The sequence below is a fragment of the Microbacterium sp. 2MCAF23 genome (assembly GCF_052115565.1).
In the GTDB taxonomy this organism is placed as follows: domain Bacteria; phylum Actinomycetota; class Actinomycetes; order Actinomycetales; family Microbacteriaceae; genus Microbacterium.
This window is the reverse complement of sequence record NZ_JBFRGY010000014.1, coordinates 32,646-59,236: the sequence shown is the minus strand read 5'-3', so window position 1 is coordinate 59,236 and position 26,591 is coordinate 32,646. Positions and strand designations below refer to the sequence as shown.

General features: G+C 70.4%; 23 protein-coding genes. 13 read left to right on the top strand and 10 right to left on the bottom strand.

Going from position 1 to position 26,591, the window contains the following annotated elements; translation table 11 throughout:
* Window positions 1-12: 12 nt before the first annotated feature.
* Entirely contained in the window at window positions 13-924 is a 912-nt protein-coding gene (locus tag AB4078_RS15115; protein WP_441977811.1) for an arginase family protein, read from the top strand.
* A 3-nt stretch (window positions 925-927) separates the two neighbouring features.
* Here AB4078_RS15115 and AB4078_RS15110 read toward each other — a convergent pair whose 3' ends face one another.
* Entirely contained in the window at window positions 928-2,157 is a 1,230-nt protein-coding gene (locus AB4078_RS15110; RefSeq protein WP_441977810.1) for a glycosyltransferase, read from the bottom strand.
* A gap of 86 nt (window positions 2,158-2,243) precedes the next feature.
* Between AB4078_RS15110 and AB4078_RS15105 the strand changes: the two genes are divergently transcribed.
* The 4 genes from AB4078_RS15105 (at window position 2,244) to AB4078_RS15090 (ending at window position 6,286) form a co-directional block, all read left to right on the top strand.
* Window positions 2,244-3,251, top strand: coding sequence for an NAD-dependent epimerase/dehydratase family protein (locus tag AB4078_RS15105; protein ID WP_441977809.1), 1,008 nt, complete (start codon window positions 2,244-2,246; stop codon window positions 3,249-3,251).
* Window positions 3,248-4,048 (top strand): MBL fold metallo-hydrolase, encoded by an 801-nt coding sequence (locus AB4078_RS15100; protein WP_441977808.1) that lies wholly within the window; start codon window positions 3,248-3,250, stop codon window positions 4,046-4,048. The genes AB4078_RS15105 and AB4078_RS15100 overlap by 4 nt, the downstream gene beginning before the upstream one ends.
* A complete protein-coding gene (locus AB4078_RS15095) occupies window positions 4,045-5,367 on the top strand; it encodes a F390 synthetase-related protein (protein WP_441977807.1) in 1,323 nt (440 codons plus the stop codon). The genes AB4078_RS15100 and AB4078_RS15095 overlap by 4 nt, the downstream gene beginning before the upstream one ends.
* A 79-nt stretch (window positions 5,368-5,446) precedes the next feature.
* A complete protein-coding gene (locus AB4078_RS15090; RefSeq protein WP_440731860.1) occupies window positions 5,447-6,286 on the top strand; it encodes a 3-oxoacyl-ACP synthase III family protein in 840 nt (279 codons plus the stop codon).
* 17 nt (window positions 6,287-6,303) lie between these two features.
* Here the strand turns inward: AB4078_RS15090 and AB4078_RS15085 are convergent, their stop codons facing one another.
* Entirely contained in the window at window positions 6,304-8,751 is a 2,448-nt protein-coding gene (locus AB4078_RS15085) for a DNA gyrase/topoisomerase IV subunit A (RefSeq protein ID WP_441977806.1), read from the bottom strand.
* 80 nt (window positions 8,752-8,831) lie between these two features.
* Here AB4078_RS15085 and AB4078_RS15080 point away from each other — a divergent pair, with 80 nt between their 5' ends.
* A complete protein-coding gene (locus tag AB4078_RS15080; RefSeq protein WP_441977805.1) occupies window positions 8,832-9,959 on the top strand; it encodes an alkaline phosphatase family protein in 1,128 nt (375 codons plus the stop codon).
* A gap of 33 nt (window positions 9,960-9,992) precedes the next feature.
* Here AB4078_RS15080 and sepH read toward each other — a convergent pair whose 3' ends face one another.
* Complete coding sequence (gene sepH / locus AB4078_RS15075; protein WP_441977804.1) at window positions 9,993-11,054, bottom strand: septation protein SepH; 1,062 nt, start codon at window positions 11,052-11,054, stop codon at window positions 9,993-9,995.
* Window positions 11,055-11,271: 217 nt separating this feature from the next.
* Between sepH and AB4078_RS15070 the strand changes: the two genes are divergently transcribed.
* Window positions 11,272-11,565 (top strand): DUF4193 domain-containing protein, encoded by a 294-nt coding sequence (locus AB4078_RS15070; protein WP_440731856.1) that lies wholly within the window; start codon window positions 11,272-11,274, stop codon window positions 11,563-11,565.
* Window positions 11,566-11,679: 114 nt separating this feature from the next.
* On the opposite strand, the gene AB4078_RS15065 is transcribed toward AB4078_RS15070, so the two are convergent.
* Window positions 11,680-12,177 (bottom strand): DUF3093 domain-containing protein, encoded by a 498-nt coding sequence (locus AB4078_RS15065; RefSeq protein ID WP_441977803.1) that lies wholly within the window; start codon window positions 12,175-12,177, stop codon window positions 11,680-11,682.
* Between the two features lie 12 nt (window positions 12,178-12,189).
* Here AB4078_RS15065 and dut point away from each other — a divergent pair, with 12 nt between their 5' ends.
* From dut to acnA, 4 genes are all read left to right on the top strand, one after another.
* Window positions 12,190-12,645 carry a dUTP diphosphatase gene (dut, locus tag AB4078_RS15060; protein ID WP_440731854.1) on the top strand — a complete coding sequence of 152 codons (456 nt, stop codon included), beginning with the start codon at window positions 12,190-12,192 and terminating at the stop codon, window positions 12,643-12,645.
* On the top strand, window positions 12,642-13,250 hold the full coding sequence (locus AB4078_RS15055; protein WP_440731853.1) for a DUF3710 domain-containing protein: 609 nt from the start codon (window positions 12,642-12,644) through the stop codon (window positions 13,248-13,250). The genes dut and AB4078_RS15055 overlap by 4 nt, the downstream gene beginning before the upstream one ends.
* Entirely contained in the window at window positions 13,247-14,023 is a 777-nt protein-coding gene (locus tag AB4078_RS15050; protein WP_441977802.1) for a DUF3159 domain-containing protein, read from the top strand. The genes AB4078_RS15055 and AB4078_RS15050 overlap by 4 nt, the downstream gene beginning before the upstream one ends.
* Before the next feature lie 175 nt (window positions 14,024-14,198).
* Window positions 14,199-17,018 carry an aconitate hydratase AcnA gene (acnA, locus tag AB4078_RS15045; protein WP_441977801.1) on the top strand — a complete coding sequence of 940 codons (2,820 nt, stop codon included), beginning with the start codon at window positions 14,199-14,201 and terminating at the stop codon, window positions 17,016-17,018.
* A gap of 59 nt (window positions 17,019-17,077) precedes the next feature.
* Here the strand turns inward: acnA and AB4078_RS15040 are convergent, their stop codons facing one another.
* Window positions 17,078-18,373, bottom strand: coding sequence for a serine hydrolase domain-containing protein (locus AB4078_RS15040; RefSeq protein ID WP_441977800.1), 1,296 nt, complete (start codon window positions 18,371-18,373; stop codon window positions 17,078-17,080).
* Between the two features lie 142 nt (window positions 18,374-18,515).
* Window positions 18,516-19,685: a citrate synthase gene (locus AB4078_RS15035; protein ID WP_441977799.1), complete on the bottom strand. Its 1,170-nt coding sequence runs from the start codon at window positions 19,683-19,685 to the stop codon at window positions 18,516-18,518.
* A gap of 102 nt (window positions 19,686-19,787) precedes the next feature.
* On the opposite strand from AB4078_RS15035, the gene AB4078_RS15030 reads away from it, so the two are divergent.
* Window positions 19,788-21,098, top strand: coding sequence for a citrate/2-methylcitrate synthase (locus AB4078_RS15030; RefSeq protein ID WP_441977798.1), 1,311 nt, complete (start codon window positions 19,788-19,790; stop codon window positions 21,096-21,098).
* Window positions 21,099-21,159: 61 nt separating this feature from the next.
* Window positions 21,160-23,142 (top strand): 1-deoxy-D-xylulose-5-phosphate synthase, encoded by a 1,983-nt coding sequence (gene dxs, locus AB4078_RS15025; RefSeq protein WP_440731847.1) that lies wholly within the window; start codon window positions 21,160-21,162, stop codon window positions 23,140-23,142.
* Here dxs and AB4078_RS15020 read toward each other — a convergent pair.
* From AB4078_RS15020 to AB4078_RS15005, 4 genes are all read right to left on the bottom strand, one after another.
* The gene (locus AB4078_RS15020) at window positions 23,139-23,660 is read right to left on the bottom strand and encodes a hypothetical protein (RefSeq protein ID WP_441977797.1); all 522 of its coding nucleotides are present in this window, start codon (window positions 23,658-23,660) and stop codon (window positions 23,139-23,141) included. The genes dxs and AB4078_RS15020 overlap by 4 nt on opposite strands.
* A gap of 41 nt (window positions 23,661-23,701) precedes the next feature.
* A complete protein-coding gene (locus tag AB4078_RS15015) occupies window positions 23,702-24,394 on the bottom strand; it encodes a TetR family transcriptional regulator (protein ID WP_441977796.1) in 693 nt (230 codons plus the stop codon).
* Between the two features lie 65 nt (window positions 24,395-24,459).
* Window positions 24,460-25,986 (bottom strand): FAD-dependent oxidoreductase, encoded by a 1,527-nt coding sequence (locus tag AB4078_RS15010; RefSeq protein WP_441977795.1) that lies wholly within the window; start codon window positions 25,984-25,986, stop codon window positions 24,460-24,462.
* Window positions 25,983-26,582, bottom strand: a complete 600-nt coding sequence (locus tag AB4078_RS15005; protein WP_441977794.1) for a TetR/AcrR family transcriptional regulator — start codon at window positions 26,580-26,582, stop codon at window positions 25,983-25,985. Before AB4078_RS15005 ends, AB4078_RS15010 begins: the two co-directional genes overlap by 4 nt.
* Window positions 26,583-26,591: the final 9 nt, after the last annotated feature.

The following is a 26,591-nucleotide window of genomic DNA, read 5'->3' as shown; positions in this document are numbered from 1 at the left end:
CAGACTGAGTCGATGGTCGCCATCGTCTCCGTCCCCACGAACCTCGGACTGCGCCCGCCGGTGCGCGGCGGTGTGCCCGGCACGGCGAAGGCGCCCGAAGCCCTGCGCGAGGCGGGTCTGCACCGGCGGCTGTACGCCGCGGGAGCGGTCGACGCCGGCGTCGTGCTGCCCGGACGCTACGTGGACGATGACGGACGCCGTCCGGCGGGCACGGTGCGCAACCAGGCGGCGATCGTGGAGCACGCCCGGCGGCTCGCCCATCGGCTGTTCGACATCAGGGAGTCTGGCCAGGCGCCGCTCGTGCTCGGCGGAGACTGCAGCCTCGCGATCGCCGCAGGCCTGGCGTCGCGGGTGACCGGCGGCGGTGGGCTCGTGCACATCGACGGTCACACCGACTTCCGCCATCCCGGCAACAGCACAGGGGTAGGCAGCGTCGCCGGCGAGGATCTGGCGATCGCGATCGGCCGTCACACGCCGGAACTCGCCGAGATCGACGGACTGGGGCCGTACTTCGACGCCGCGCGCGTCGCGCACATCGGCCACCGCTACGAGGACGCGTTCGTCGACGAGGTGCGCGAGGCGATCGCCCTCGTCGTTCCCGCGGACGACGTGATCCTGCACGGCGCCGCGCGGGCAGCGTCGCGCGTGCGGGCGGTCGAGGGGCTCGAGCGCGACTACTGGATCCAGGTGGACGTCGACGTCCTCGACCCCTTGCACATGCCGGCCGTGGACAGCCCCGACCCGGGTGGCCTCGCTCCGGACGAGCTGATCGGTCTGCTGCGCGACCTCGCTCCGTACGCATGGGGCGCTGCCGTGTCGGTGTTCGATCCGGATCTGGATCCGGATGGCGTTCATGCGGCGACCCTCGCCGAGGTGATCGCGGAGGGCTTCGCGGAGCTCGGGGCCGCCCTCGTCGAGGACTGAGGGTCAGCGCGCGGCTCGCGCGGCCCCGGCCGCACGATAGACGCGGAGCAGCTCACCGCGGTGGGCGCTCTGCGCGACATGCGGTCGATGTGCGATCGCGGCCGCGCTCATGCCGGCGACGCGCGCCGGATCGTCGCGGAGCGCGGCGAGAGCGTCTGCGAGACCGGCGGCATCCGGCCGCGACGCGACCAGATGGCCCTGACGAGGCAGGGTCTCGGACAGCTCGGGATCCGCGACGATCACCGGCAGCCCCGCCGCGACGGCCTCCAGCAGCACCATCGGCTGGTTGTCGAAATCGAAGGAGCTGGACACCAGCACGTGCGCCGTGCGCATCGCGTCGAGCACCTCGGACTGCGGCACGGCTCCGCGCACGTCGACCCGCCCGAATCCGATCCGGGACGCCTCACGCGCGACCGTCCGGCGTGAGATGCCGTCACCCAGCATCACGGCCTCGATCCCGGGTGTGCGGGACACGGCGTCGAGGAAGATCTCAGGACGCTTCTCCGGCGACAGGCGTCCGCACCAGAGCACCCGCAGCGCGGCTCCCGGCTCCGGCCGGCGCGGGACGGGCGTCCCGATCGCATCGAGCACCGTCGCCTCGAGCCCGTTCGAGAGCACGTCCACCGGCGTCTGCACGCCCTGTGCCACCAGTTTCGCCGCGAAGTGCGCGGAGGGCACGATCACCCGATCCGCGCGCTCCGCCTGGCTCACCATGAGCCGCCACATCCGACGGGCCGTGCGGGTGCGGGTGTAGTGCGCGCGCGTGTCGAGGGGAAGCGGTCGTGAACCGGGCGCAGAGCCGAGCCCGCGGCGATGCAGGCCGGCGAGCAGCACCGTCGTGATCGCCGGCAGGGGGAGCACCGAGCGCGTGTAGACGTCGATGCGCCCGTGCATGGTCTGCACGAGCGGGATGCCGAGCGCCCGGGCGGCGCGATAGGCGGCGAGCGCGGCGAACATCTCGGTGTGCACGTGCACGACGTCGAAGCCTGTGAGTTCGCGTTCGAGCTGGGCGGCGGCGTCCCGCAGGGGCCAGGTGAACGGGTAGCCGTCGGGCGCGAAGCCGCGCGCCGTCGGCAACCGCACGACAGGCGGGTCGGACGAGGGTTCGCTCAGAGGGGCGAACACGACGACCTCGTGCCCCGCGCTCACGAGCTCTTCGCGCTGCGCCTTGATCGCGGTCTGGACGCCGCCGAGCGTGGGCAGGTAGTAGTCCGTGACCATCGCGATGCGCACCGTCCCACTCTAGGGCGGACCCCGAGCCTCATCGCATGTGCGCCGGACCTCCCGTCGGCGGCGCGATCGTGCCATAGCATCGGGGCATGTCTGCGTCCGCCCGGCCCGTGCTCGTGACCGGCGCCGGCGGCTTCCTCGGCGGATACGTCGTGCGAGAGCTCAGGGCGCACGGCCTTCCGGTCCTGGCCTCGGGGCGCAATGCGGAAGCGCTCGCCCGGATCGCGGCCCCGGAGGAGACCCTGATCTCCGCTCTGGCCGATCTTCCGGATGCGGCACGCCCCGTCGAGGCGGTCGTGCACTGCGCAGCGCTGTCGACGCCGTGGGGACGTCCGCGCGACTTCCTGGCCGCCAACGTCGAGGGAACGGAGGCGGTCCTGCGTTTCGCCGAGAAGGGCGGGGCGCGCCGGTTCGTCTTCGTGTCGTCGCCGAGCGTGTACGCGGCCGCGCGCGATCGGATCGGCATCCGTGAGGAAGAGGTGGATCCGGGCAATCGCCTGAACGACTACATCCGCTCGAAACTCGCCGCCGAGCAGCTGCTGCACCGGGCGCAGCGGGCCGGGCGGATCCGGGAACTCGTGATCCTGCGCCCGCGCGGACTCATCGGCGCCGGTGATCCGAGCCTCCTCCCGCGCCTGCTCGCCGTGCATCGCCGCATCGGCGTGCCGCTCTTCGATGAGGGGCGCAACCTCATCGATGTGACTGCGGTGGAGAACGTGGCCACCGCACTTCGCCTCGCGTTGAGCGAAGGGGATCCGACCGGCGGCGTGTACAACATCAGCAACGGCGATCCCCGGCCGTTCCGAGAGCTGCTCGAGGGACTGCTGTCGCGGCTCGGCGAGACGCCCCGGTTCCGGCGGCTGCCGCGCCGGGGTGCATGGGCGCTCGCGTCGGCGCTCGAGGGGATCTGCCGCGTGCTTCCCGGCCGTCCTGAGCCGCCGCTGACCCGCTACACGCTCTCGACCATCGCGTTCGCGCAGACCCTCGACATCTCCCGCGCCCGGGAGGAACTCGGCTATGCACCCGGGGTGTCGCTCGACGAGGCGCTGGACCGTGCCGTCGCCGACCTGCGCGCGCGAACGGATGCGGCCGCATGACGCGACGGCTGCGTCACTACGCGTGCGGGAGCACGGTGCACGACATCGGCATCCTCTTCCGCGGCGGCGGACGCGAGGTGCGCGGGTTCCCGTCGGGGGTGTTCCTGTACGAGCCCGGGGACGGACGCCGGATCCTTGTCGACACGGGTTATGCCCCGGAGCCCTGGGACACGGGCTGGCGTGGCGCCGTGTACCGGCGCATCCTGCCGCCCACGATGTCCGCGCCCGACGACGTCGCGCGCCAGCTCACGGACGACGGCGTCGCACCGGAGAGCGTGACGCATGTCGTGCTCACTCATCTGCATCCCGACCACATCGGCGGGATCGCGCGGTTCCCGTCGGCGCGCATCGTAGCGACGGCCGGACAGCTGGAGACACTGCGGCGTGCGCGTCTGCGCGACGCGATCCTGCCCGGACTGCTGCCGACATGGTTCCCCGGGGTCGATCCGCTCATCCTCGATCGGGCGGACTTCACTCAGGCGCACGTCGCGGGCGTGACGCTGCACATCGCGGATCCGTTCCCCGGGGCGGGACTGAGGATCGTCGACCTCCCTGGGCACGCGCAGGGGCACATCGGGGCGCTGGTGGACGACCGGGTGCTGCTCGCCGGGGACGCCGCCTGGGGGTCGGATCTGCTCGCAGAGGAGCCGCGCATGAGAGCGCTGCCGCGAGCGCTGCAGCACGACGGCGATGCGTACCGCGACACCGCACGTCGACTTGTCGCGCTCTCGCGCGCGGGCATCAGAGTGGTGTGCAGTCACGATCCGATCGGTGACCGAGAGCTGCTCCCGCGATGAGCCGGCTGCGCATCGTTGCGGAGTTCGCCGCCGCACGCTGGCTGCGGCCGTTGCGCACGCGCGCGGCCGTGGAACGCCGGCAGCGGCGCCTGCTGCGCCGTCACCTGCGGTTCCTGCGGCGCAGATCCGCGTACTTCCGCCCGCTCATCGGAGCGAACCCCGCCGGTCTCGTCGACCTGCCGCTCATGGACAAGCGCGTCATGATGGAACGCTTCGACGAGCTGAACACGGTCGGCGTCCATCGCGACGAGGCGATGCGGATCGCTCTCGCGAACGAGCGCTCCCGCGACTTCGCGGCCGACCTCGAGGGCTGCTCGATCGGGCTGTCCAGCGGCACGAGCGGACACCGCGGCCTGTTCCTCGTGAGCCGTGCGGAGCGGGAGGCATGGGCGGGGACGGTGCTCGCGCGCACCCTGCCGCGAGGGCGCATCCTCGGACACCGCATCGCGCTGTTCCTTCGGGCCGACAACACGCTGTACGAGGCGGTCCGATCTCGCGCCGTCTCCTTTTCCTACTTCGACGTGTTCGCGGAGATGACGGAGAACCTCGAGCGCCTGGCCCGGTACGCGCCGACGATCCTGGTCGCACCGCCCTCGGTGCTGCTGGCGATCGCACGCGCTGCGGAGAGCGGCGCCATCGCCGTGCGCCCGGAGAAGGTCTACGCCGTCGCCGAGGTGCTCGAGGTCTCGGATGCGCGCAGGATCGCGGCCGGTCTCTGGCAGGAGCGGATCCATCAGCTGTATCAGTGCACCGAAGGGTTCCTCGCGCACACGTGCGAGGAGGGCGTGCTGCACCTCAACGAAGACGGCGTGCTCATCGAGCGCGAGCCGCTGGGCGACGACAGGTTCGCGCCCATCGTGACGGATCTGCGCCGCCGGGCGCAGCCGATCGTGCGCTATCGCCTCGGCGACGTGTTGCGCGAGCGCGAGGCGCCTTGTCCGTGCGGGAGCGCTTTGACCGCGTTGGCTCGGATCGAGGGACGCGAAGGCGACACGCTGCGACTGCCCGGGCAGGACGGCGGCGTCGTCGACGTGTTCGCCGATCTCGTGTCCCGCGCCCTGGTGTATGCGGACGGCGTGGCGGAGTACCGGATCGTGCAGACTGGCCGTCGCGAGCTCGAGGTCGGCATCGAAGCGGCGACGGACACACCGCTCGCCCTGGTGCAGGCGAACGTCGCGGCGGAACTGGGAACCTTGGCGGACCGTCTCGGTGCCGACCGCGCAGAGCTGCGTTTCGTGCCGTATGCACCGGAGCCGGGACGGAAGCTGCGGCGCGTGGAGCGGCGCTGGAGGGGGGATCGTGACGATGCGGAGCTGTGAGATCGCGGGATGGGGCAGGGTGCTCCCGAGCCGCACGGTACGGTTCGGCGAGAGCGTGCGATATCGGGTCGAGGATGACGTGTCGCACCTCGACATGCTCGCCGAAGCCGGGCGGCGCGCCATCGAACATGCGGGCCTGACGACCGATGACATCGATCTGGTGCTCGGCGCATCCGCCGCCGGCGTCCAGCCGATCCCGTGCACGGCGGCGCTCGTGTGGGAGCGCCTCACCTCGGCCGGCCATGCAGCCGCATTCGACGTCAACTCGACATGCACGAGCTTCGTGACCGCTCTCGACATCGCCTCCCGCTATCTGGAGGGCGGCGACCACCAGACCGTGCTGGTCGTGGCGGGCGACGTCGCGTCGCGGTTCCTCAACCCCGACCAGCGGGAGAGCTTCGAACTCTTCAGCGATGCCGCCGTGGCGGTCCTGCTCCGTCGCGCGACCGCGCCGGATCGGGGCGTGGTGGCCAGCCAGCAGCAGACCTGGCCCGCGCACGCGCACGACACCGAGCTGCGCGGAGGGTTGTCGCACTCGCCCGCCCAGCAGTACGCCGTCACGGATCCGGCCGACTACCTGTTCGATATGGACGGCCGACGGGCGCTGCTCGGCATGATGCGCGTGCTGCCCGACTTCTTCGACCGGTTCCTGCGGAGGGCCGGACTCGCCCACGACGACATCGCGCTGTGGATCCCGCATCAGGCGTCGGCGGCGCTCGGTCCGATGCTCGACCGGATCGGCGTGCCCGGTGACCGGCGCGTCGACGAGGTCGAGGCGTTCGGCAACATGGTGTCGGCGTCGGTGCCGTTCATGCTGACCCGTGCCCTGGAATCCGGCCGCGTCGGCACGGGCGACACCGTCGTGCTGTGCGGCACGGCGGCCGGCCTCACGGCCAACGCGCTCGCGCTGCGGCTGTAGGCGACGGCACCCGGCCATCAGGCGCCGAGCACACCGCCGATCGACCCGATCACGCCGTCGATGGGCTGTCCGGATCCGTCGCGCTTGGCGCCGGCCTCTGGTAGAGCCCGGGCCGATCCGTCCGGGCCGACCGCGAGCGCGGGCTCCGTGCCGACCCAGGCCAGCATCAGCCGGTCCTCGCCCTTGAGGAAGGCGTGCGCGCGGACACCGCCGGTGGCGCGCCCCTTGCCGGGGAACTCGGAGAACCGGGACGACTTCGCGCGGCCCGCGTCGGTGCCGGCGATCATCCCGGTCGCGCCGGACACGGTCACCACGATCGCCTCCGCATCGGCGGCGAGCACGGAGAAGGCGATCACCTCGGCCTTGGCGCCGAGCTTGATGCCGGCCATGCCACCCGCGGGTGCTCCCTGGGGGCGCACTCCCGACGCGGCGAAGTGCAGCAGCTGGGCGTCGCTCGTGACGAACACGAGTTCGGCGTCGTCGGGGGCCGCGCCCGCGCCGACGACCGCATCGCCGGGCTTCAAGCCGATGATCTCGAGCTCGGGCTTCACGGGGAGGGAAGACGGCACGACCCGCTTCACGACGCCGGTGCGGGTGCCCAGCGCGATCGGCGTGTCATCGTCGAAGCGCACGAGCGCGAGGATCCGCTCACTCTTGTCGAGCAGCCCGATGTAGTCGCGCAGCGGCACGCCCGCCGCAAGGTGCACCGAGGCGGACGGCACGGAGGGCAGGTCCATCGCGGTGAAGCGCAGGACCCGGCCCGCCGTGGTGACCGCACCGATCTCGGTGCGGGTGGTGGTGTCCAAAGTGGCGAGGATCGCATCGTGCTTGCTGCGCCGGGAGGCGGGGGAGAGCTCCTGACCGGGCTCGAGATCCACCCGCACGGCGCGGCCGGTGGTGGACAGGACCACGACGGTCGGCGCATCGGCGATCTGCGTGTCCACAGGGCCCTTGGCGGCGCGTGCCTTGGGCGGCGCGGCATTGAGCAGCAGGGTGCGCCGCGGGGTGCCGTAGGCCTCGGCCGCCGCATCGAGCTCGGTCGCGACCTGGCCGCGCAGCAGGGCCTCGCTGCCGAGCAGCTCCTGCAGCGCCGCGATCTCCGCGAGGAGCGCGTCGCGCTCGGTCTCCAGCTCGATGCGGGAGAATTTGGTGAGCCGACGCAGGCGCAGCTCGAGGATGTACTCGGCCTGCCGCTCGCTGAGGTCGAAGACGCTCTGCAGGCGGCTGCGGGCCTGCTCCGAGTCGTCGGAGGAGCGGATGACCTGGATGACCTCGTCGATGTCGAGGATCGCGATGAGGAGGCCTTCGACGAGGTGCAGGCGCTCCTCGCGGCGGGCCAGGCGGTACCGGCTGCGGCGGGTCACGACCTCGAGACGGTGCCGCACGTAGACGCTGAGGAGTTCCTTGAGCCCGAGCGTGCGCGGCTGGCCGTCGACGAGGGCGACGTTGTTGATGCTGAAGGAATCCTCGATCGGCGTCAGCCGGTACAGCTGCTCCAGCACCGCATTCGGGTCGAAGCCGGTCTTGATGCCGATCTGGATCCGCAGACCGTGATTGCGGTCGGTCAGATCGTTGACATCGCTGATGCCCTGGAGCTTCTTCGCCTGCACGGCGTCGCGGATCTTCTCGATCACCCGTTCGGGCCCGACCATGTAGGGCAGCTCGGTGACCACGATGCCGGTGCGACGCGGCCCGAGCGGCTCGATGGAGACCTTGCCCCGCACCTTGAACGCTCCGCGACCGTTCGCGTAGGCGTCGCGGACACCGTCGAGGCCCATCACGATGCCGCCCGACGGGAAGTCGGGACCCGGGACGAACTCCATGAGCTCCTCGGTGGACGCCTCCGGGTGCTCGAGGAGGTGGATGGCCGCTGCCACGACCTCGATGAGGTTGTGCGGCGCCATGTTGGTGGCCATGCCGACCGCGATGCCGCTCGCGCCGTTGACCAGCAGGTTCGGGAACGCGGCGGGCAGCACGGAGGGCTGCTGGAACTGGCCGTCGTAGTTCGGCACGAAGTCGACGACGTCCTCGTCCAGGCTCTCGGTCAGCGCGAGAGAGGAGGGGGCGAGGCGCGCCTCGGTGTAGCGGGAGGCGGCGGGACCGTCGTCCAGGGAGCCGAAGTTGCCGTGTCCGTCCACGAGAGGCAGGCGCAGCGCGAAGGGCTGCGCGAGGCGGACCAGAGCGTCGTAGATCGCGGAGTCGCCGTGCGGGTGCAGCTTGCCCATCACGTCGCCCACGACGCGGGCGCTCTTGACGTGGCCGCGGTCGGGGCGCAGGCCCATCTCCGCCATCTGGAACAGGATCCGGCGCTGCACCGGCTTGAGCCCGTCGCGCGCGTCCGGCAGCGCGCGGGAGTAGATGACCGAGTAGGCGTACTCCAGGAACGATCCCTGCATCTCGCTCGAGAGATCGATGTCCTGGATGCGCTCTTCGATCGGCTCGGGCGGCGTGGTGGTGCGGGGCATGGGCTTCCTGCGGGTTCGGGTGGCGGCGGAGCGGTTCTCGACGCCGGATCCGTGCCGGGCTCTGTGCGAGACTGACTCGGATGACCCTCATGCTACCGGCGATCCCGCCCTCACTCCGGAGCATCACCGGGGTGGCGCACGACCTGTTCAACGCTCTGGACGGCCGCGATGGCGTGCTGCCGGGGGTGCGGTCGGCGGTACTGGTCGTCATGGACGGGCTGGGCGCGATCCCGCTGCGCGCGCATGCGGGCCATGCCCGCCGCCTGGCAGGGGCCATGGCGAAGAAGGACGTGCTCTCCAGCGTCTTCCCGTCCACGACCGCGGCCGCCCTCACGAGCCTGCTGACCGGCGTGGATCCGGGCCGGCACGGACTGGTCGGCTACGAGGTCAGGGACCCGCGCACCGGCGCGCTGGTCAACCAGCTGGCAGGCTGGGAGAAGGCGCGCGTCGATCCGACCGAATGGCAGCGCACGCCGACCGTGTTCGAGACCGCAACCGCGGCAGGACGTCCGGCGTTCGCCGTGGGACTGGCCGAGTATGCCGGCAGCGGCTTCTCCGCAGCGACCCTGCGGGGTGCCGAGTTCCGCTCCGCCCGCACGGCGGCCGAGCGCGTCGCATTGGCCCTGAGCCTCGCCGAGGAGCACGAGGGGTCACTCGTGTACTGCTACCTCCCGGAGGCGGACAAGGCCGGACACAAGCACGGCATGGCCTCAGCGGAATGGGTCCGCGCGCTCGAGGAGCTGGATGCGGCGATCCCCGCCGGGACGCCCGACGGCGTGGGCATGCTGATCACCGCCGACCACGGCATGGTCGACGTGCCGCGCACCAGGCATCTCATCCTCGACGAGCGCAGCCGCCTGCATGACGGGGTCGCAGCGATCGCGGGGGAGCCTCGCATGCTGCACGTCTACGTGGAGGATCCGGCCAGGCGCGACGAGATCGCTGCGGCCTGGGCCGCGGGGGTCGAGGGCGCTGCGGACGTGCTCACGCGCGCGCAGGCGATCGACGGCGGCCTGTTCGGATCCGCTCCGACCGCTGAGGCACAGGAGCGGATCGGCGATCTCGTGGTACCCGCCCGTGGCCTTTGGGCGCTGTACGACGGGACCGCTGAGGATCAGCGTTCACAGGGCATGATCGGTCAACACGGATCGCTCAGCTCGGAGGAGCTGCGCGTGCCGTCGCTCCGGTTCGGCGCCTTCGCGCGCTGATCGACCGGGGCCGATCAGCGGCTGCAGCCGTGGTCAGTCGTCGCTGCGGGCTCCGAACACGATCTCGTCCCAGGACGGCATCTCACGCCGGCGTCGGCGCGGGGTGGAGTCGCCGTCGATCGAGACGGGGGCCGTCGTCGACTGCTCGGGCTCCGGCTCGTATCCGGGCTCGAGGGCCTCGAACAAGGCGAGCGGGCGGGACTCCTCGGGCTCTTCCTCCACGGTGGGTCGGACCTCGCGCTGCCCGCGCCGGCGGCGCAGAGCCTCCAGCAGGTCAGCCGTGTCGGATGGCGTCGCAGGCGCGAAGGACGCGCTGCGCGTCGCCGCCTCCTGGGCATTGGATGCGGTCTGAGGGTGCCGCGCAGACCGGGGTTCCTGTGCGACGGTCGGGCCGTCCTCCTCCGCCTCGACGGGCTCGGCGGGGGCGGGCACCAGGCGCGGGCCGAACGCGCCCGAATCGAATCGGGTGTCGTCCTTGTACGGCGACGAGCGGTCCTTGTCGAGTGCACGCAGACGGGGGATCAGCCCCTCCGGCAGAGCGCCCTGGCGGGACAGCTGCGTGGCGTCGGAATTGAGCGGCGCCAGCGCGCTGCGGCGCGGATCGAACGACCATCGCGCATCGTGCTCGACGTCGTTCGCGGTGAACTCGAGCTTGATGACCCAGCCGGTGTCATCCTTCCAGCTCGCCCACCGCTCGTCGGCGGCGGCCAGCTCCGAGAGCTTGGCGCGGATCGCGACGCCGAACGTCGGCTGTGCATCGGGCTCGACCTCGCTGCCGATCAGCACCGGAACGGCGAGGGCCTGACCGACGATGTGCTCGCGCTCGGCGAGCACGGGGCTCTCGAAGCGCTGCACCACTTCGAGGTCCACCCCGAGGAGTTCGGCGACCTCAGTCGCGGACAACCCGGCGCGGATGTGCGACTGGATCTCGCGGGGACTCGCAGCCAGCGGAGGAGCCTTCTCCTCGCGACCGGCCTTGGCCCGGCGCAGTTCGGCGCGCAGCACCTCGTCGATCGGGAGGGCGAATCGCTCTCCCGATTCGGTGGCGAGAACGAGGACGTCGTCTTCCGCGCCGACGATCGTGACGTGTTCCATGGCTTCAGCCCCTCAGAATGAGTGTCGGTTCATGGTGTCATGCGGTGTGCGCGCCGCCGGGAATATCGCGGGCGTGCCGTGAGTTCTGATGCGCAGACAGAGCGGCATTTGCGATTTGCACGCGCGTCATGCAAACTATGGGCCGCCGAACACCCCCGGCGCCCGGCACACGCAGGATGCCAAGCCGCTCGCAGGATGAGACTGGAGATCCAAACCCATGGCAACCGATTACGACGCTCCGCGCAAGAACGAAGACGAGAGCGAGTCGATCGAGGCTCTCAAGGAGCGCGTCCCCGACAAGCTGTCGGGATCGATCGACGCTGAGGATTCGGACAACCCGGGCGGATTCGACCTTCCGGGAGCCGACCTCTCCGACGTCGAGCTCGACGTCGTGGTGCTGCCCCCGCAGGAGGACGAGTTCACCTGTGTCAGCTGCTTCCTCGTGAAGCACCGTTCGCAGCTGGACCACGAGGACAAGGCAGGCCCCATCTGCAAGGAATGCGCGGCCTGATTCCCCTTCGCTGCTCGCGCCCGGACCTTCTCGGTTCCGGGCGCGTTCTGCGTTCACGGGCGTCCGCCGTCAGCGAAAGCGGATCCGAGACGGCGGAGTCGTGCAGGTTTCTGCTCAGGCCTGCGGGTTCGCCGCGGCGCGAGCGGCGTCGATCGCAGCGGCCAATCGGTCCGGCGTGCGCGAGGAGATCGTCCAGCTCGGCGCCGGGTCTGCCGGATCCGTATTCGGCACGATCACCACGCCGTCGATGCCGCCGCGGATCAGATGCCAGCCGCGGGCGGGAAGGCCGGGGCCGCGCGCCTGACGCGCATCCTCCCCGGTGCGGACCTCCGGCTCGCCCAGCCAGGAGGCATCGATCCAGGCCCGGCCGGCGCGTAGTACGTGCTTCTCTACCGCCACGCGCGGCGACCCGGCGATCATCAGGACGATGATCGCGACGGTCGCGGCGATGCCGATGATCAGCGCGACGCCCGATCCGGCCGGCACGAACACCAGCGCGAGCATGGGGCCGCCGAGGGCCGCGGCGAGGAACAGCCACAGACTCGGCGCGAGACGTTCGCGGTAGCGGGTGGCCGTCGGGGCGGTCCCGGCATCGCGTGCTGCGTTCTGCATTAGCCTCTTTCCGTGACCGAATCCGTGGACGTTCCCATTATCGCGCCCCAGCTTCCCGTCTACGCCCACCCCGGCGACGCCGGAGCCGACCTCGTCTCGACCGAGGCGCTGCGGCTCGAGCCCGGGCAGCGCGCGCTGGTCGGCACCGGCGTGAGCATCGCGCTTCCCGAGGGTTTCGCCGCGTTCGTCGTCCCGCGCAGCGGTCTCGCGGCCAAGCACGGCATCACCGTCGTCAACGCCCCGGGCACAGTGGACGCCGGCTATCGCGGGGAGATCAAGGTGAGCCTGCTGAACACCGACAGCAATGCGGCGTACGATGTCGCGGTCGGTGATCGGATCGCCCAGCTGATCGTCATGCCCGTCACCCGAGCCCGGTTCATCCCGGTCGACGCACTGGACGAATCGGTGCGCGGAGCAGGCGGATTCGGATCCACCGGCTATCAGACCCAGAGCCAGGAGAACGCATGAGCGACGACACCACGTCCGGGATCGAGCCCGTGGAGGACGCCTCGGAGGCGCCCGTCCGCGACCGCGCGGTCGACGGCCCGTTCGACGAGAGCGAGGCCAACCCGGTCCGTCCCTACATCGACCTCGGCGCCATCAAGATCCTTCCGCGTGAGGGGCTGAACCTCCGCCTCGAAGTGGAGGAGCAGACGCAGCGCATCGTCGCCGTGGGCCTCGACTACGCCGACTCGACCCTGCAGGTGCAGCCGTTCGCGGCGCCCCGCTCGAGTGGGCTGTGGGACGAGACGCGCGCGCAGATCCAGGAGCAGATCTCGCAGCAGGGCGGCACCGTCACCGAGCGTGAAGGCGCCCTGGGTGCCGAACTGCTGGCGGAGATCCCCGCTGTCGCCGGCGACGCAGCTGTCACGCGTCTCGCCCGGTTCGTGGGCGTCGACGGTCCGCGCTGGTTCCTGCGGGGCGTGATCGGCGGAGCCGCGGCATCCGACGAGACTGCGGCCGCTGCCGTCGAGGACCTGTTCCGCTCGATCGTCGTGGTGCGCGGCGGAGCCCCCATGCCCCCGCGCGATCTCATCCCCCTGCGCATGCCCGCGGCCCCCGGCACGGCGTGAGCACGTCGCGGCCGGACGACGCGGAGCGCGGGTCCGAGGGTGCTCCCGAGGATCGGTACGCGCCGCCCCCGGCGCCCGACGCCGCGCAGAGCCTCGGGGCCGCGCTCGGCGGCGCCGCGCAGCGTCTCGGCATCGATCCGAACTCCGGTGCCAGCACGGGGCACGTCGTGTGGAGCGCGATGGGAGGTTGGCGCGGAGTGCTCGAGTCCGTGCTGCCCAGCGCTGCATTTCTCATCATCTACACGCTGCGACCGGATCCGCTCTGGCTCTCGCTGATCGTGTCGGTCGGGCTCGCCGCGATCTTCTCCGTGGTCCGCCTGCTGCAGCGTTCGCCCGCTGCTTCGGCGCTCGGCGGACTCGTCGCCGTCGCGGTCGCCGCGGGACTCGCGCTGTGGACGGGGCGCGGCCAGGACAACTTCGTGCCCGGCTTCTTCACCAACGCGCTCTACGGCACGGTGCTGCTCATCTCGGCCCTCGTCGGATGGGCGCTCATCGGCCTCGCCGCCGGATTCCTCATGGGCGACGTGCGCGGCTGGCGAACGGACAAGCGCAAGCGCCGCGCCTTCTTCTGGATCACGATCGCGTGGGCCGCCCTGTTCTTCGCGCGCCTGGCCGTGCAGCTGCCGCTGTACTTCTCCGGCAACGTGCAGGCGCTGGGCACGCTCAAGCTCGTGATGGGGCTCCCGCTGTTCGCGCCGATGGTCGCTGTGACGTGGTTGCTGGTGCGTGCGCTGTACCCGCCGAAGCACGACGCCGACACGCGTCAGGGGTGAGTCGGCGCCGCCCGCACCGTGCTAGATTTATCTTGACGTCAAGATAAATCAGCACCTTTCGCTCGCCCGTCCGCGAGAGCAGACTGGTAAGGCCCGCCTTGCTAGCCGCGCGGGGGAGCGGGCGAGCAAGATGGTGTCGACTGTCGCTTCCATCCGAACAGAAGGAGACGGATCCGTGTCCACGGTGAACAGCTTCGGTGCCAAGAGCACCCTGACGGTCGGCAGCACCGACTACGAGATCTTCCGGATCGACACGGTCCCCGGATACGAGAAGCTCCCGTTCAGCCTCAAGGTCCTCCTGGAGAACCTGCTTCGCACCGAGGATGGCGCGAATGTGACGAAGGCGCAGATCGAGGCTCTCGGATCCTGGGACCCGGCGGCCCAGCCTGACACCGAGATCCAGTTCACGCCGGCGCGCGTGGTCATGCAGGACTTCACCGGCGTGCCCTGCATCGTCGACCTCGCCACCATGCGCGAGGCCGTCACCGCCCTCGGCGGCGACCCGAACAAGATCAACCCGCTGTCCCCGGCTGAGATGGTCATCGACCACTCCGTCATCGCCGACCTGTTCGGCCGCCCGGACGCGATCGAGCGCAACGTCGAGATCGAGTACGAGCGCAACGGCGAGCGCTACCAGTTCCTGCGCTGGGGCCAGACCGCCTTCGACGACTTCAAGGTCGTCCCCCCGGGCACCGGCATCGTGCACCAGGTGAACATCGAGCACCTCGCCAAGGTCGTCTACGACCGCTCCGTCGACGGCGTGCTGCGCGCCTACCCCGACACCTGCGTCGGCACCGACTCGCACACCACCATGGTCAACGGCCTGGGCGTGCTGGGCTGGGGCGTCGGCGGCATCGAGGCCGAGGCCGCTATGCTCGGCCAGCCCGTGTCGATGCTGATCCCGCGCGTCGTCGGCTTCAAGCTGACCGGCGCGATCCCCGCCGGCGTCACCGCGACCGACGTCGTGCTGACGATCACCGACATGCTCCGCAAGCACGGCGTGGTCGGCAAGTTCGTCGAGTTCTACGGCGCCGGCGTCGCCTCGGTGCCCCTCGCGAACCGCGCCACGATCGGCAACATGTCGCCGGAGTTCGGCTCCACCGCTGCGATCTTCCCGATCGACGACGTCACCCTCGACTACCTGCGCCTGACCGGTCGCGACGAGCAGGCCGTGGCCCTCGTCGAGGCCTACGCCAAGCAGCAGTCGCTCTGGCACGACGCAGCCAAGGAGCCCAGCTTCAGCGAGTACCTCGAGCTCGACCTCTCTACGGTCGTGCCCTCGATCGCCGGACCGAAGCGCCCGCAGGACCGCATCCTCCTGTCCGAGTCGAAGGCGCAGTTCGAGAAGGACATCCTGAACTACGTCACGGGTCCGATCGACATCAACGACTCCGGATCCTTCCCGGCGTCGGACCCGGGATCCGTCCCGGGGGAAGAGGTCGAGACCAACGAGATCCCCACGCTGTCCTCGGGGTCCCCGAAGGCCGCGTCCAAGCCGGTCAAGGTCAAGACGCCGGACGGGCAGAAGTACATCCTCGACAACGGCGCCGTGACGCTGGCCGCGATCACTTCGTGCACCAACACCTCGAACCCGTCCGTCATGATCGCCGCCGGCCTTCTCGCCCGCAACGCCCTCGCCAAGGGCCTGAAGCAGAAGCCGTGGGTCAAGACCACGCTCGGCCCGGGCTCCAAGGTCGTCACCGACTACTACGAGAAGTCGGGTCTCGACAAGGACCTCGAGGGCCTCGGCTTCTACACGGTCGGCTACGGCTGCACGATCTGCATCGGTAACTCGGGCCCGCTGATCGACGAGGTCTCGGCCGCGATCAACGAGCACGACCTCGCCGTCACCGCGGTGCTCTCCGGCAACCGCAACTTCGAGGGCCGGATCAGTCCCGACGTGAAGATGAACTACCTCGCGAGCCCGCCGCTGGTCGTCGCCTACGCCCTGGCCGGGTCGATGAATTTCGACTTCGACACCCAGGCGCTGGGCACCGACGGCGAGGGCAACGACGTGTTCCTCAAGGACGTCTGGCCCGACCCCGCTGAGGTGCAGCAGATCATCGATTCGTCGATCTCGCGCGACCAGTTCATCAAGCAGTACGCCACGGTGTTCGACGGCGACGAGCGCTGGACGAGCCTGCCCACGCCGACCGGTCCGGTCTTCGAGTGGGACGCCGACTCGACCTACGTGCGCAAGGCGCCGTACTTCGACGGCATGCAGGCGACCCCGGCTCCGGTCACCGACATCTCAGGTGCTCGTGTGCTGGCGACTCTGGGAGACTCGGTCACCACCGACCACATCTCCCCGGCCGGCAACATCAAGGCGGGCACGCCCGCCGCCCAGTACCTCACCGAGCACGGCGTGGCGCAGAAGGACTTCAACTCCTACGGCTCGCGTCGTGGCAACCACGAGGTGATGATCCGCGGCACGTTCGCGAACATCCGCCTGAAGAACGCGCTGGTCAAGGCCGTCAACGGCGGCGAGCAGATCGAGGGCGGATACACCCGCGACTTCACCCAGCCCGGCGGCCCGCAGGCGTACATCTTCGACGCCTCCACGAACTACCAGGCCCAGGGCACCCCGCTGGTGATCTTCGGCGGCAAGGAGTACGGATCCGGATCCTCCCGTGACTGGGCGGCGAAGGGCACCAACCTCCTCGGCGTGAAGGCTGTCATCACCGAGAGCTTCGAGCGCATCCACCGCTCGAACCTCATCGGCATGGGCGTCGTGCCGCTGCAGTTCCCCGCGGGCGAGTCCTGGGAGTCGCTGGGCCTGGACGGCACCGAGATCGTCTCGATCGCGGGCCTCGAGGAGCTCAACGAGGGCACCACGCCCAAGACGGTCCGCGTGACCGCGGCGCCGAGCGAGTTCTCTCCCGAGGGCAAGCCGACGGTCGAGTTCGACGCGGTCGTCCGCATCGACACCCCCGGTGAGGCCGACTACTACCGCAACGGCGGCATCCTGCAGTACGTGCTGCGCTCGCTGGTCTGATCCACGCGCACCACAACGGGGCCGGTTCCTTCGGGAGCCGGCCCCGTTCGCGTATCTCGTCAGCTCTTCTTCGCCGGAAGCGTCGGCGGCGGGTCGTCCGGGGCGAGTTCTGTGGCGATCTGCCGGAACAGTCGGTCGCTCGAGTTGTCGTAGATGCCGTTCGCGTCAAAGGCACCCGGCAGGAACGTCGTCGCCACCGCGATCGCGATCTTCTTCGAGGGCAGATGCGCCTCTGTGGCGCTGTAGCCGCTCAGCAGAGGATTCTGCAGTTGCCAGGATCCGGATCGCACCACCCCGAGCCCGTAGTTGTAACCGGTGACCTGGGTGAAGCACGACCCGGCGCAGACCGGGAGCGGTGTGCCGAAACCGATCAACGTCGAATCGGTCATCTCGTGGAAGCTCTTCGGTGAGAGCAGCGTGCCGGTGCCGACGGCGACCGCGGTCGTCGCCATGTCGGTGATCGTGGTCGTCTCGGCCGCTCCGATCGGCGTGCCCCAGGCGGGGTTCCAGAACGTCGACTCCTCCGTGAACGGCATCGACGGAGGGATGCCGAGGGCCACGCGGCGTTCGGAGCTGTACGCATGCAGCACCGGCTCCGGCACGGTCGCCGTGCTGTACGCCGCCGTCTGCGTCAGACCCATCGGGCCGAGGACCTTCTTCTGCAGCAGCTGGTCGAGGGGAGCCCCTCCGATCATGGAGAGGATGTGGCCGAGGATCATGAAGTTGGTGTGCGCGTAGCTCCAGTTTGTGCCGGGCTCGAACTGCAGAGGGCGATTGAACGCGTCCTTCAATCGCTCGTCGAACGTGAACTCGTGGAACGGGTCGGCGTTGTAGGCCGCGGTCCACTCCGGATCCGTCTCGAAGTCGGGATATCCGGTGGTCTGGTTCGTCAGCATCCTGAGCGTGACCTTGTTCGCCTCGGGCAGGCTGGGCATCCACTTGTCGACCGTGTTGTCGAGGGTGATCTTCCCCTCGTCGACGTACTCCAGCAACAACGTGGAGACGTACTCGAACGCCACCGCACCGTTGCGGAAATGCATGTCGGTGGTGGCGGGGACGCCGGTCATCGAGTCGCCGTACGCCTGCATCGAGACGACCTTGCCATCGATCGTGACCCGCACGATCACCGCCTTGAGACTGTCGGCCTTCATGGCCTCTCGGATGATCGAGTCGACCCGTGCGTTCTGGACGTCCGGACGTGCGGACGACGCGATCGCTGCGGGAGCGGCCCCGCCCGCCGGCCGCCACACGATCCAGGCGATGACCACGAGCAGTGCGATGGCAGCAGCGCCTGCAATGACGACGATCGTCCTTCGCCGCGCGGTGCCGCGGGATGCCGGTGTCTGCGCGTTCACGTTCGTCTCCTCGGATCCACGATCGCGGAATGTCCAAGCGCACCGGCGGGCCGTTCGGGTCCGGTCCTTCGGGCGCACGGGGACGATCGCTCGCGTCCCCGTGCCCGCCTGCCGCCGAGCATAGACCCGGGGTCGGTGGCGATCAACGAGAGTGTGACGACGCTCCGATGTAGCGGGACGAGGGGCGGAGGATCTTGCCGTCCTGCACCTGCTCGCAGGCGTGCGCGCCCCAGCCGATCAGGCGTGCCGATGCGAACGTCGGAGTGAACAGCTCGCGCGGAATCCCGCACGCCTCCATGACGACTGCGGCGTAGAGTTCGACGTTCGTGCGCAGGGCGCGGCCTGGCTTGAGCTCGTCCAGCACCCGCAGCACGGTCTGCTCCACCGTCACGGCGAGGTCGACGCGGTCCGACGCGAGTCCGTCGGTGCGCAACCGCTGAGCGACGCCGCGCAGCAAGCGCGAGCGGGGATCCTCCGTGCGATACACCGCGTGCCCGAACCCCATGATCCGCCGGCCGTTCTGCACGCGCTCGCGCACCCAGGCGTCCGCACGATCGGGTGTCCCGATCTCGTCCAGCATGTCGAGCGTGCGCGCGGGTGCGCCTCCGTGCAGCGGCCCGGAGAGCGCGCCGAGTGCACCGCCGACGCACGAGGCGAGGTCGGCGCCGGTGGACGCGATGACCCGCGCCGTGAACGTTGACGCGTTGAAGCCGTGATCGATCGCCGCCGTCAGATACGTGGCGAGGGCAATGGAGAGGCGGGCGTCGGGTGCGGCGCCCGTGAGCATGCGCAGATAGTCCGTGACGGGGTCGAGATCGCCGTCCGGCTCGATCGGATCCTGACCTCTGCTCCACCGGTGCAGCGCGGCGACCAGGGCCGGCGCGACCGCGGCGAGCCGGATCGTGTCCTCGGTGCGCTCGGATTCCGTCTCGTCATAGAGCGGGCGTCGGCCGTCGGCGGCCGAGATCAGGGCGAGTCCAGTGCGCAGCTGTGCCATGGGATCCAGGCCCGAGGAGGCGATGGTCGCCAACGCTCCGTGCAGTCTCTCCGGGATGGTGCGGGCCGTGGCGGTGCGGGCACGGAATTCTGCGGCGTCCGCTCCGCTCTGGGGCAGCTCGCCGAGTGCGACCAGCCTCCAGGCGTCCTCGAATCGGGCTTCGGCGGCCAGCTCCACACCCGAGACGCCGCGGTACTGGAAGAAGCCCTCCGCGCCGCGGACGTCGCCGATCGTGGTCTCCGCGACGACGACGTTGGTGAGTCCTCGCGGGACATCGATGAGATGCGTGTCGTTGCGATCGATGGTGATGGCCATGTCGGCTCCTCTCTGGCGAGTCGCGGATGGCGGCTCTTCGCTCACGATGGCTAATGGATCCGGATATCGTCAATGTTGATCGGATCAATGAAGGAGCCCGCGATGGACGTACTCACGGCGGCGCAGACGGCGGCGCGCCTCGGTGTGCGGACGGAGACGCTCTACGCGTATGTCTCTCGGGGCCTGATCGCGCGCGAGCGCGGGGCGCACGGCTCGTTGTTCGACCCGCTCGAGGTCGAGCGCTTCGCCCGTGCCCGCCGCCGTGCGACCTCGCCCTCGCACGGCGCGGCTCGCGCGGCCGGCGCGGACGGGAGCCCGCTGGCGGTCATCGACACGGACATCGCGCTGATCGAGGACGGGGAGCTCTGGATCCGGGGGGTGCCGATCGACGAGCTGGTCGCGGGGGAGGGCGAGCCGCTGAGATTCGACGCGATCGTACGGTGGCTCTTCGCGCGCACGGACCTGCCGCAGCGGGACGCGTTGCCGCTGGAAGGGCCCGGGAGCGCAGCGCCGAGCCGCGTGGTCGCAGCCCTTCCGCCCGCTGCCGGGGCGTTCAGCCGACTGCTCGCGGCGGTCGCGGCTCTCGCGGCGGAGGACCCGGAGCGCTACGACCTCCGTGCGGAGACCGTGGCACGCGTCGCGACGCGTCTCGTCGCCGGACTCGTGGATGCGCTCCCGCTGCTCGTTGTCGGTCAGGAGAACGACGGTGGGGCGTCGACCAGCGGGACGACGGGTGGACCGGTGGCAGCGCGGCTCTGGCCCCGGCTCACCGCGCTGCCGGCGACGCCGGCCCGCGTGCGGGTGCTGGACGCCGCACTCGTGCTCCTCGTCGACCACGACATGGCGGTATCGACCCTCGCCGCGCGGGCCGCAGCGTCGGCGCGAGCCCATCCCTACGCCGTCGTGGCGGCCGGGTTCGGTGCGCTCGACTCGGCCCTGCACGGCGCCGTGAGCGCCGCCGTGCACGCCCTCCTGCGGCAGGTGCAGGACGGCGCGGATCCTGCGGCCGCGGTGGCGACCGCGACACGCCTGGGCGGAGCGGGGATCCCCGGATTCGGTCAGCTGCTCTACCCGGACGGCGACCCGCGGGCGAGGCTGCTGCTGCGCCTGTTGCGGGAGACGGCGGATCCGCAGGCCGAAGCGGCGTTGCACGTGGCCGATCAAGTCACCGCCGTCGTGCATTCCCGGACCGGTCTTCATCCCACGGTCGATCTCGCGCTGGCCGTGATGGCGCTGGCCTGGGAGATGCCCGCGGACGCCGGGGAGACCGTTTTCGCTGTTGCTCGCTCCGCCGGCTGGTGCGGGCATGCGCTGGACGAGTACAGGCGCGCGCCGTTGCGGTTGCGTCCGATCGGGCGCTACGTCGGCCCGGATGCGGCGGATGTCCAGCGGTCCGGCAGCATTGCTCGGTAGGCTGGCTCGGTGCTGCGGGTTCTGACTCGTCGCGCACGATTGGCTTCAGGAGGCAGACACGGTGGCGATCCTTTCCGGCATCTCCGGTCCCCGCGACCTCGATCGGCTCACCCCCGAACAGCTCGTCGAGCTGGCCGCGGAGGTCCGCTCATTCCTGATCGAGAACGTCGCCCGCACCGGCGGACACCTGGGGCCGAACCTCGGAGTCGTGGAGCTCACCATCGCCCTGCACCGGGTGTTCTCCTCCCCGGATGACCCGATCATCTTCGACACCGGGCATCAGTCGTACGTGCACAAGCTGCTCACCGGGCGTCAGGACTTCTCCGCTCTGCGGTCGCGCGGGGGACTGGCCGGCTACCCGCAGCGCTCGGAGAGCGCCCACGACGTGGTCGAGTCCTCGCACGCCTCGAGCTCGCTGAGCTGGGCCGACGGGATCTCCCGCGCCTTCACCGCGACGGGTCGCGGGGACCGTCACGTCGTCGCGGTCGTCGGCGACGGCGCGCTCACCGGCGGCATGACGTGGGAGGCGCTCAACAACATCTCCGATGACAACGAGCGCAACCTGGTCATCGTCGTGAACGACAATGGGCGCTCCTACGCGCCGACGATCGGCGGTATGGCCCGGTACATGAACCGGGTGCGCACGGCGGGCGTGTACCGCGACCTGCATCGCAAGTCGGACCGGTTCTTCCGGGCGTTCGGTCCGGTCGGGCGCGCGTTCTACCGCGGCGTGCGCGGAGGAACGCACGGCTTCCTCTCGCGCTTCTCGAACAACGAGGAGCTGTATTCCAATCTCGACATCAAGTACCTGGGCCCGATCGACGGACACGACATCCCGTCCCTCCTCGAGACGCTGCAGCTCGCGAAGGACTATGGCGCGCCGGTCATCGTGCACGTCATCACCGAGAAGGGCCGGGGCTATCAGCCCGCGCTCGATGACGAGGCGGATCAGTTCCACGCGGTCAACAAGATCGATCCGAAGACCGGGGCCCCCCTCTCGGCGAGCGGCACCGGCTGGACCGACGTGTTCGCCGACGCGCTGGTCGACGTCGGTTCGCGCACCCCGAAGGTCATCGCGATGACGGCGGCGATGCTGCGGCCCACGGGTCTCGCGCCGTTCGCGGAGCGGTTCCCCGACCGCGTCTACGATGTCGGCATCGCAGAGCAGCACGCGGTGACCGCGGCCGCGGGGCTCGCCTACGGCGGTCTGCATCCGGTGGTTGCGCTCTACGCCACGTTCATGGGCCGCGCGTTCGACCAGGTGCTGATGGACGTCGGACTGCACCGCGCCGGGGTGACGTTCGTGCTGGACCGGGCGGGCGTCACCGGACCCGATGGCCCGAGCCACCACGGTCTGTGGGACCTGTCCATGCTGCAGATCGTGCCGGGGATCCGCATCGCGGCGCCCCGTGACGCCGAGCGCCTGCGCGAGGAGCTCGAGGAGGCGGTGGCCGTCGACGACGCGCCGACCGTGATCCGCTTCCCGAAGGGTGCGGTGACCCCCGAGATCCCGGCGCTCGAGCGCCTGCACGATGGCGTGGACGTGTTGTCCCGTGATGAGGACGAGGACGTGCTGCTCATCGGGATCGGCCCGTTCGCGACGCTGGCGCTCGACGTGGCGGAACGGCTCAAGGCCCAGGGGATCGGCGCGACCGTGATCGACCCTCGTTGGGCGATCCCGGTGCAGCCCTCAGTGGTCGAGCTCGCCGCCCGGCACCGCCTCGTCATCACCCTCGAGGACGGCATCCGTGTGGGCGGTGTCGGCACGCGCGTGCGGCAGGTGCTCCGCGAGGCTGGCATCGACACCGCCGTCGACGAGCTGGGTCTGCCCGACGAGTACCTCGACCACGCCAGCCGCGACCAGATCCTCGAGGACGCCGGTCTCACCGCCGGCAAGATCGCACAGGACGTGGTCGCGCAGGTGCTCGGCACCCGCGTGCCGATCGCGCGCCCCACGGGCGAGGTGCCGCTGCACACGGGCACGGTCGAGATCGTGGCGGGGCGCACTGTCGACGCGGACGCCGAGGAGCGCCGGCGACGCTAGGACGGATCCGAGCGCGCCGCGGTGGCTCGGGCGTCATCGCGCAGCGCCTTGTGCGACGTGAGCCACCAGCCGGTGGCGGTGGCGACAGCGGTGGTGGCCGTGGTCGCCACCAGGAGGGGCGGGTACCACCAGCCGCTCAGGGCTCCGATCCCGAGGGCGACGCCGGCGCCCACGACCGCGCCCAGTGCGAGTTGGGCGCACAGATGGATCGCACGTTGCCGAACACGCGCGAGACCGCGTCCGACCAGACCGGCGAGCGGTGTGACAACGAGCGCCACGAGCCCGGAGAGCATGCCGCAGACGACGAGCGCAATCAGCAGGACGGGGAGCCCCGCGAAGAGGTCGACGATGCGGGAGGACAAGATCGCGCCCGCGTCGTCCCCTGACCAGATACCGGCCCACCCCGCCGCGAACGTCGACGCCAACTCCGGGACGACGATGACCAGGGCCACCAGTGCGAGGAAGACGAGCCAGGTCCAGACTCCGCCGCGCGCCAATTCCTCCCTGGTGAACGCCATAGGCCGTTGCGGTGTGCGGGGCGAAACAGCCCGCTCGGCGTTCATGGCCGCACGTCCGCGATCTGGTCGAGGAGGTCGCGGGTCACACCGCGGACACCGGGGACGCGCAGGAACGGAAGTGCGACGGCGAACAATCTGAGTCCGGTATCGAGGAGGCGGGTGGTCTTCGCCTGGTCGGGAGACTCGTCATAGGTCCACCGGAGGATGAGCGCGAGATACATCGGGAAGATCGCCTCGGGCAGACGCTCGGCGATATCGTCCGGCACACGATGCGACGCGCCTTGGACGACTTCGCGGAGCAGGCCGATCGTCATCTCGCGCGCGGGAGAGGACTCCACGGACAGGGGGTTGATCGGGGAGTCGGGGGAGACCATCGCGCTGAGGAAGCCCGGTGCGACGGCGCGATACGCGCCGACGGTCTCCAGGCCGGTCTCGAGGAAGATGCGCAGACGATCGACGAGGCCGGTCACACCCTCGAGCCGTGGACGCGCTACTGCTCCGTGATCCCGCTGCTGCTGGTCGTAGAGCTCCTGGACCAGGTGCTCCTTGGAAGGGAAGTAGTAGTAGGCGTTCCCGACCGAGACGCCTGCCTCCTTGGCGATCAGTCGGATGGTGGTGTCGGGGTAGCCGCGCTCGACGAATGAGGCCATTGCGGCCGCGCGGATCCGCGCTCTTGTCGCTTCGGCCTTCGGGGTGAGCGGCTTCGACGTGGCGTCCGACTCTGAACTGAACATGTTCAAAGAATAGCGCGAAGCAAGGCACGCGTCCATCGCCAGGTCGCGCAAGCTGGGGGATGGATTCAGGCGGGGTCGGCGAGCGTCTCGGCCACGAGGCGCGACACCTGGTCGTGGGCGAGGGAGCGGTCATCGTCCACGAGGCCGATCCGGGTTCGCCTGTCCAGCACGTCGTCGGTGGTCAGCGCGCCTTCGGCCCGCACCGCGAACTCGATCTCAGCGCGTGTCACGTCGATGCCCGGGGCGATGCGCTCCCGCGGATCCGCACAGCGCGCGCGGGCCAGCACCAGGCCGGCCTCCGCTCCGTAACGCCAGTGCAGATCGTCCGAGGGGCGCGAAGGAGCCGCAATCGCGCCGACGAGAGGCAGCGTGGCGGTGCGGCACGGCCCCGCGGGGAGACCTGCGATCGCGACTGCTCGATCGACCGCATCCTCTGCCATGCGGCGATAGGTGGTGAGCTTTCCTCCGAGCACGTTCACGAAACCGCTCTCGGAGACGGCTACGAGATGGCGTCGAGAGATGTCCGCAGTGGAGGATCCGCCGCTGTCGACGAGCGGCCGCAGCCCCGCGTATGCACCGCGGACCTGGTCGCGCCGGATCGGCGTGGTGAGGGCGCGGTTGAGGACCTCGAGCAGGAGCGCGATCTCCGGCTCCGTGGGGACGGCGACCGAGGGCACCGGCCCCGGCGCGTCTTCATCGGTGAGACCGACCACGACGCGGCCGAGCTGCTGCGGCAGAGCGAACACGAAGCGGCTGATGGATCCGGGATGCGGCAGGGTGAGGGCCGCTGTCGGGTTCCCGAGCGCCGCGGCGTCGAGCACGAGATGCGTGCCCCGGCTCGGCCGCATGCGGATGGCGTCATCGAGATCTCCGGCCCAGACGCCCGTGGCGTTCACCACGGCACGGGCGCGGATCTCGAACCTCTCGCCGTTGAGGGCGTCCTCGACGTGGGCGCCGTCGGCGCGCAGCGCGAGTGCCCGCACCCGCGTGAGGATCCGGGCGCCGAGGGATGCGGCTGTCCGCGCGACGGCGACGACGAGCCGGGCGTCATCGACGAGCTGACCGTCGGCGGCGAGCACGGCGCCCCGCAGCCGCTCCGCCTGCAGGGTCGGAACCAACCGAGCCGCGGTGCGCGCCGTGATGAGGTGAGGTGCGGGCAGGACGGCGTGCGGAGTGCCCGCCCGCAGCCGCAGCAGATCCCCGAGTGCGAACCCCACGGCGCCTGTCAGCCGCTGCTTCGGGGTGGCAGCGGGGGAGAACGGCAGCAGCTGAGCCATCGGGCGGATGAGATGAGGGGCGATCCGCGTCATCAGCAGGTGGCGCTCGACCGCGCTCTCCCGCGCCGTGGCGACGTCACCGGTCGCGAGGTAGCGCAGCCCGCCGTGCACGAGCTTCGAACTGAACCGGCTGGTGCCAAAGGCGAGGTCCTCGGCCTCGATGAGCACGACCGACAGTCCGCGGCTCGCCGCGTCCATGGCCACTCCGGCGCCGGTGATCCCGCCCCCGACGACGAGCAGGTCGACACGGTCCTCGGCAGTGCGGAGCAGTTCCTCGCTCCGGCGCCGCGCGTTCAGTTGCGAAGAGCCGCTCATGGCCGCAGCAGCCCGTCGATGGCGGTGCGCAGCTCGCGTTCGAAGGAGAGCTCGTCGATGAGTTCGCTCACCGTGCCGTGGGAGAGCAGTGCGGACTGCGCGATCAGCAGCAGCATCACCGCCATCGCCTGCGGATCATCGCGGCGGACGGATCCATCATCCTGGGCCGCCGAGATGGAGACCGCGATCCAGGCCAGGATCGCACGCTGGCTGGATCCGACCCGCTCCAGGGTGTAGCGCGTGAACGCCTCGGGCTCATCCGTCAGCAGGTGCCGGTAGACCGGGTCCCCGCGGAACAGCGTGGAGAACCGGAGCACGTCCTCGATGATCTCGGCGCGGGTCGTCGCCGGCTCGGGGAACTGGTCGAGGATGCTCGCCACGCGGCGCAACAGGGCGGCGCGGACCACGTCGTCGGCATCCGACCAGTGGCGGTAGATCGTCGGGCGACTCACTCGCGCGCGGCGGGCGAGCTCGGCGATCGTCACGCCGTGTACGCCTCGCGACGCGATGAGCGCCTCAGCGGACTCGAGGATCCGGGTCTGCGTCGGGTCCCAGGTCGGCAGGGGGACATCGAACGCGGGTTGACGTTTTGTCATGATCTGTCA

Coding starts and splice junctions, on each gene's coding strand:
- AB4078_RS15080 (WP_441977805.1), top strand. CDS start 8,832: ATGACCCTCATGCTACCGGCGATCCCGCCCTCACTCCGGAGCATCACC.
- AB4078_RS15055 (WP_440731853.1), top strand. CDS start 12,642: ATGAGCGACGACACCACGTCCGGGATCGAGCCCGTGGAGGACGCCTCG.
- AB4078_RS15065 (WP_441977803.1), bottom strand. CDS start 12,177: ATGCAGAACGCAGCACGCGATGCCGGGACCGCCCCGACGGCCACCCGC.
- AB4078_RS15085 (WP_441977806.1), bottom strand. CDS start 8,751: ATGCCCCGCACCACCACGCCGCCCGAGCCGATCGAAGAGCGCATCCAG.
- AB4078_RS15020 (WP_441977797.1), bottom strand. CDS start 23,660: ATGGCGTTCACCAGGGAGGAATTGGCGCGCGGCGGAGTCTGGACCTGG.
- AB4078_RS15015 (WP_441977796.1), bottom strand. CDS start 24,394: ATGTTCAGTTCAGAGTCGGACGCCACGTCGAAGCCGCTCACCCCGAAG.
- AB4078_RS15115 (WP_441977811.1), top strand. CDS start 13: ATGGTCGCCATCGTCTCCGTCCCCACGAACCTCGGACTGCGCCCGCCG.
- AB4078_RS15070 (WP_440731856.1), top strand. CDS start 11,272: ATGGCAACCGATTACGACGCTCCGCGCAAGAACGAAGACGAGAGCGAG.
- AB4078_RS15095 (WP_441977807.1), top strand. CDS start 4,045: ATGAGCCGGCTGCGCATCGTTGCGGAGTTCGCCGCCGCACGCTGGCTG.
- AB4078_RS15105 (WP_441977809.1), top strand. CDS start 2,244: ATGTCTGCGTCCGCCCGGCCCGTGCTCGTGACCGGCGCCGGCGGCTTC.
- AB4078_RS15100 (WP_441977808.1), top strand. CDS start 3,248: ATGACGCGACGGCTGCGTCACTACGCGTGCGGGAGCACGGTGCACGAC.
- AB4078_RS15005 (WP_441977794.1), bottom strand. CDS start 26,582: ATGACAAAACGTCAACCCGCGTTCGATGTCCCCCTGCCGACCTGGGAC.
- sepH (WP_441977804.1), bottom strand. CDS start 11,054: ATGGAACACGTCACGATCGTCGGCGCGGAAGACGACGTCCTCGTTCTC.
- AB4078_RS15010 (WP_441977795.1), bottom strand. CDS start 25,986: ATGAGCGGCTCTTCGCAACTGAACGCGCGGCGCCGGAGCGAGGAACTG.
- AB4078_RS15035 (WP_441977799.1), bottom strand. CDS start 19,685: ATGGCCATCACCATCGATCGCAACGACACGCATCTCATCGATGTCCCG.
- AB4078_RS15030 (WP_441977798.1), top strand. CDS start 19,788: ATGGACGTACTCACGGCGGCGCAGACGGCGGCGCGCCTCGGTGTGCGG.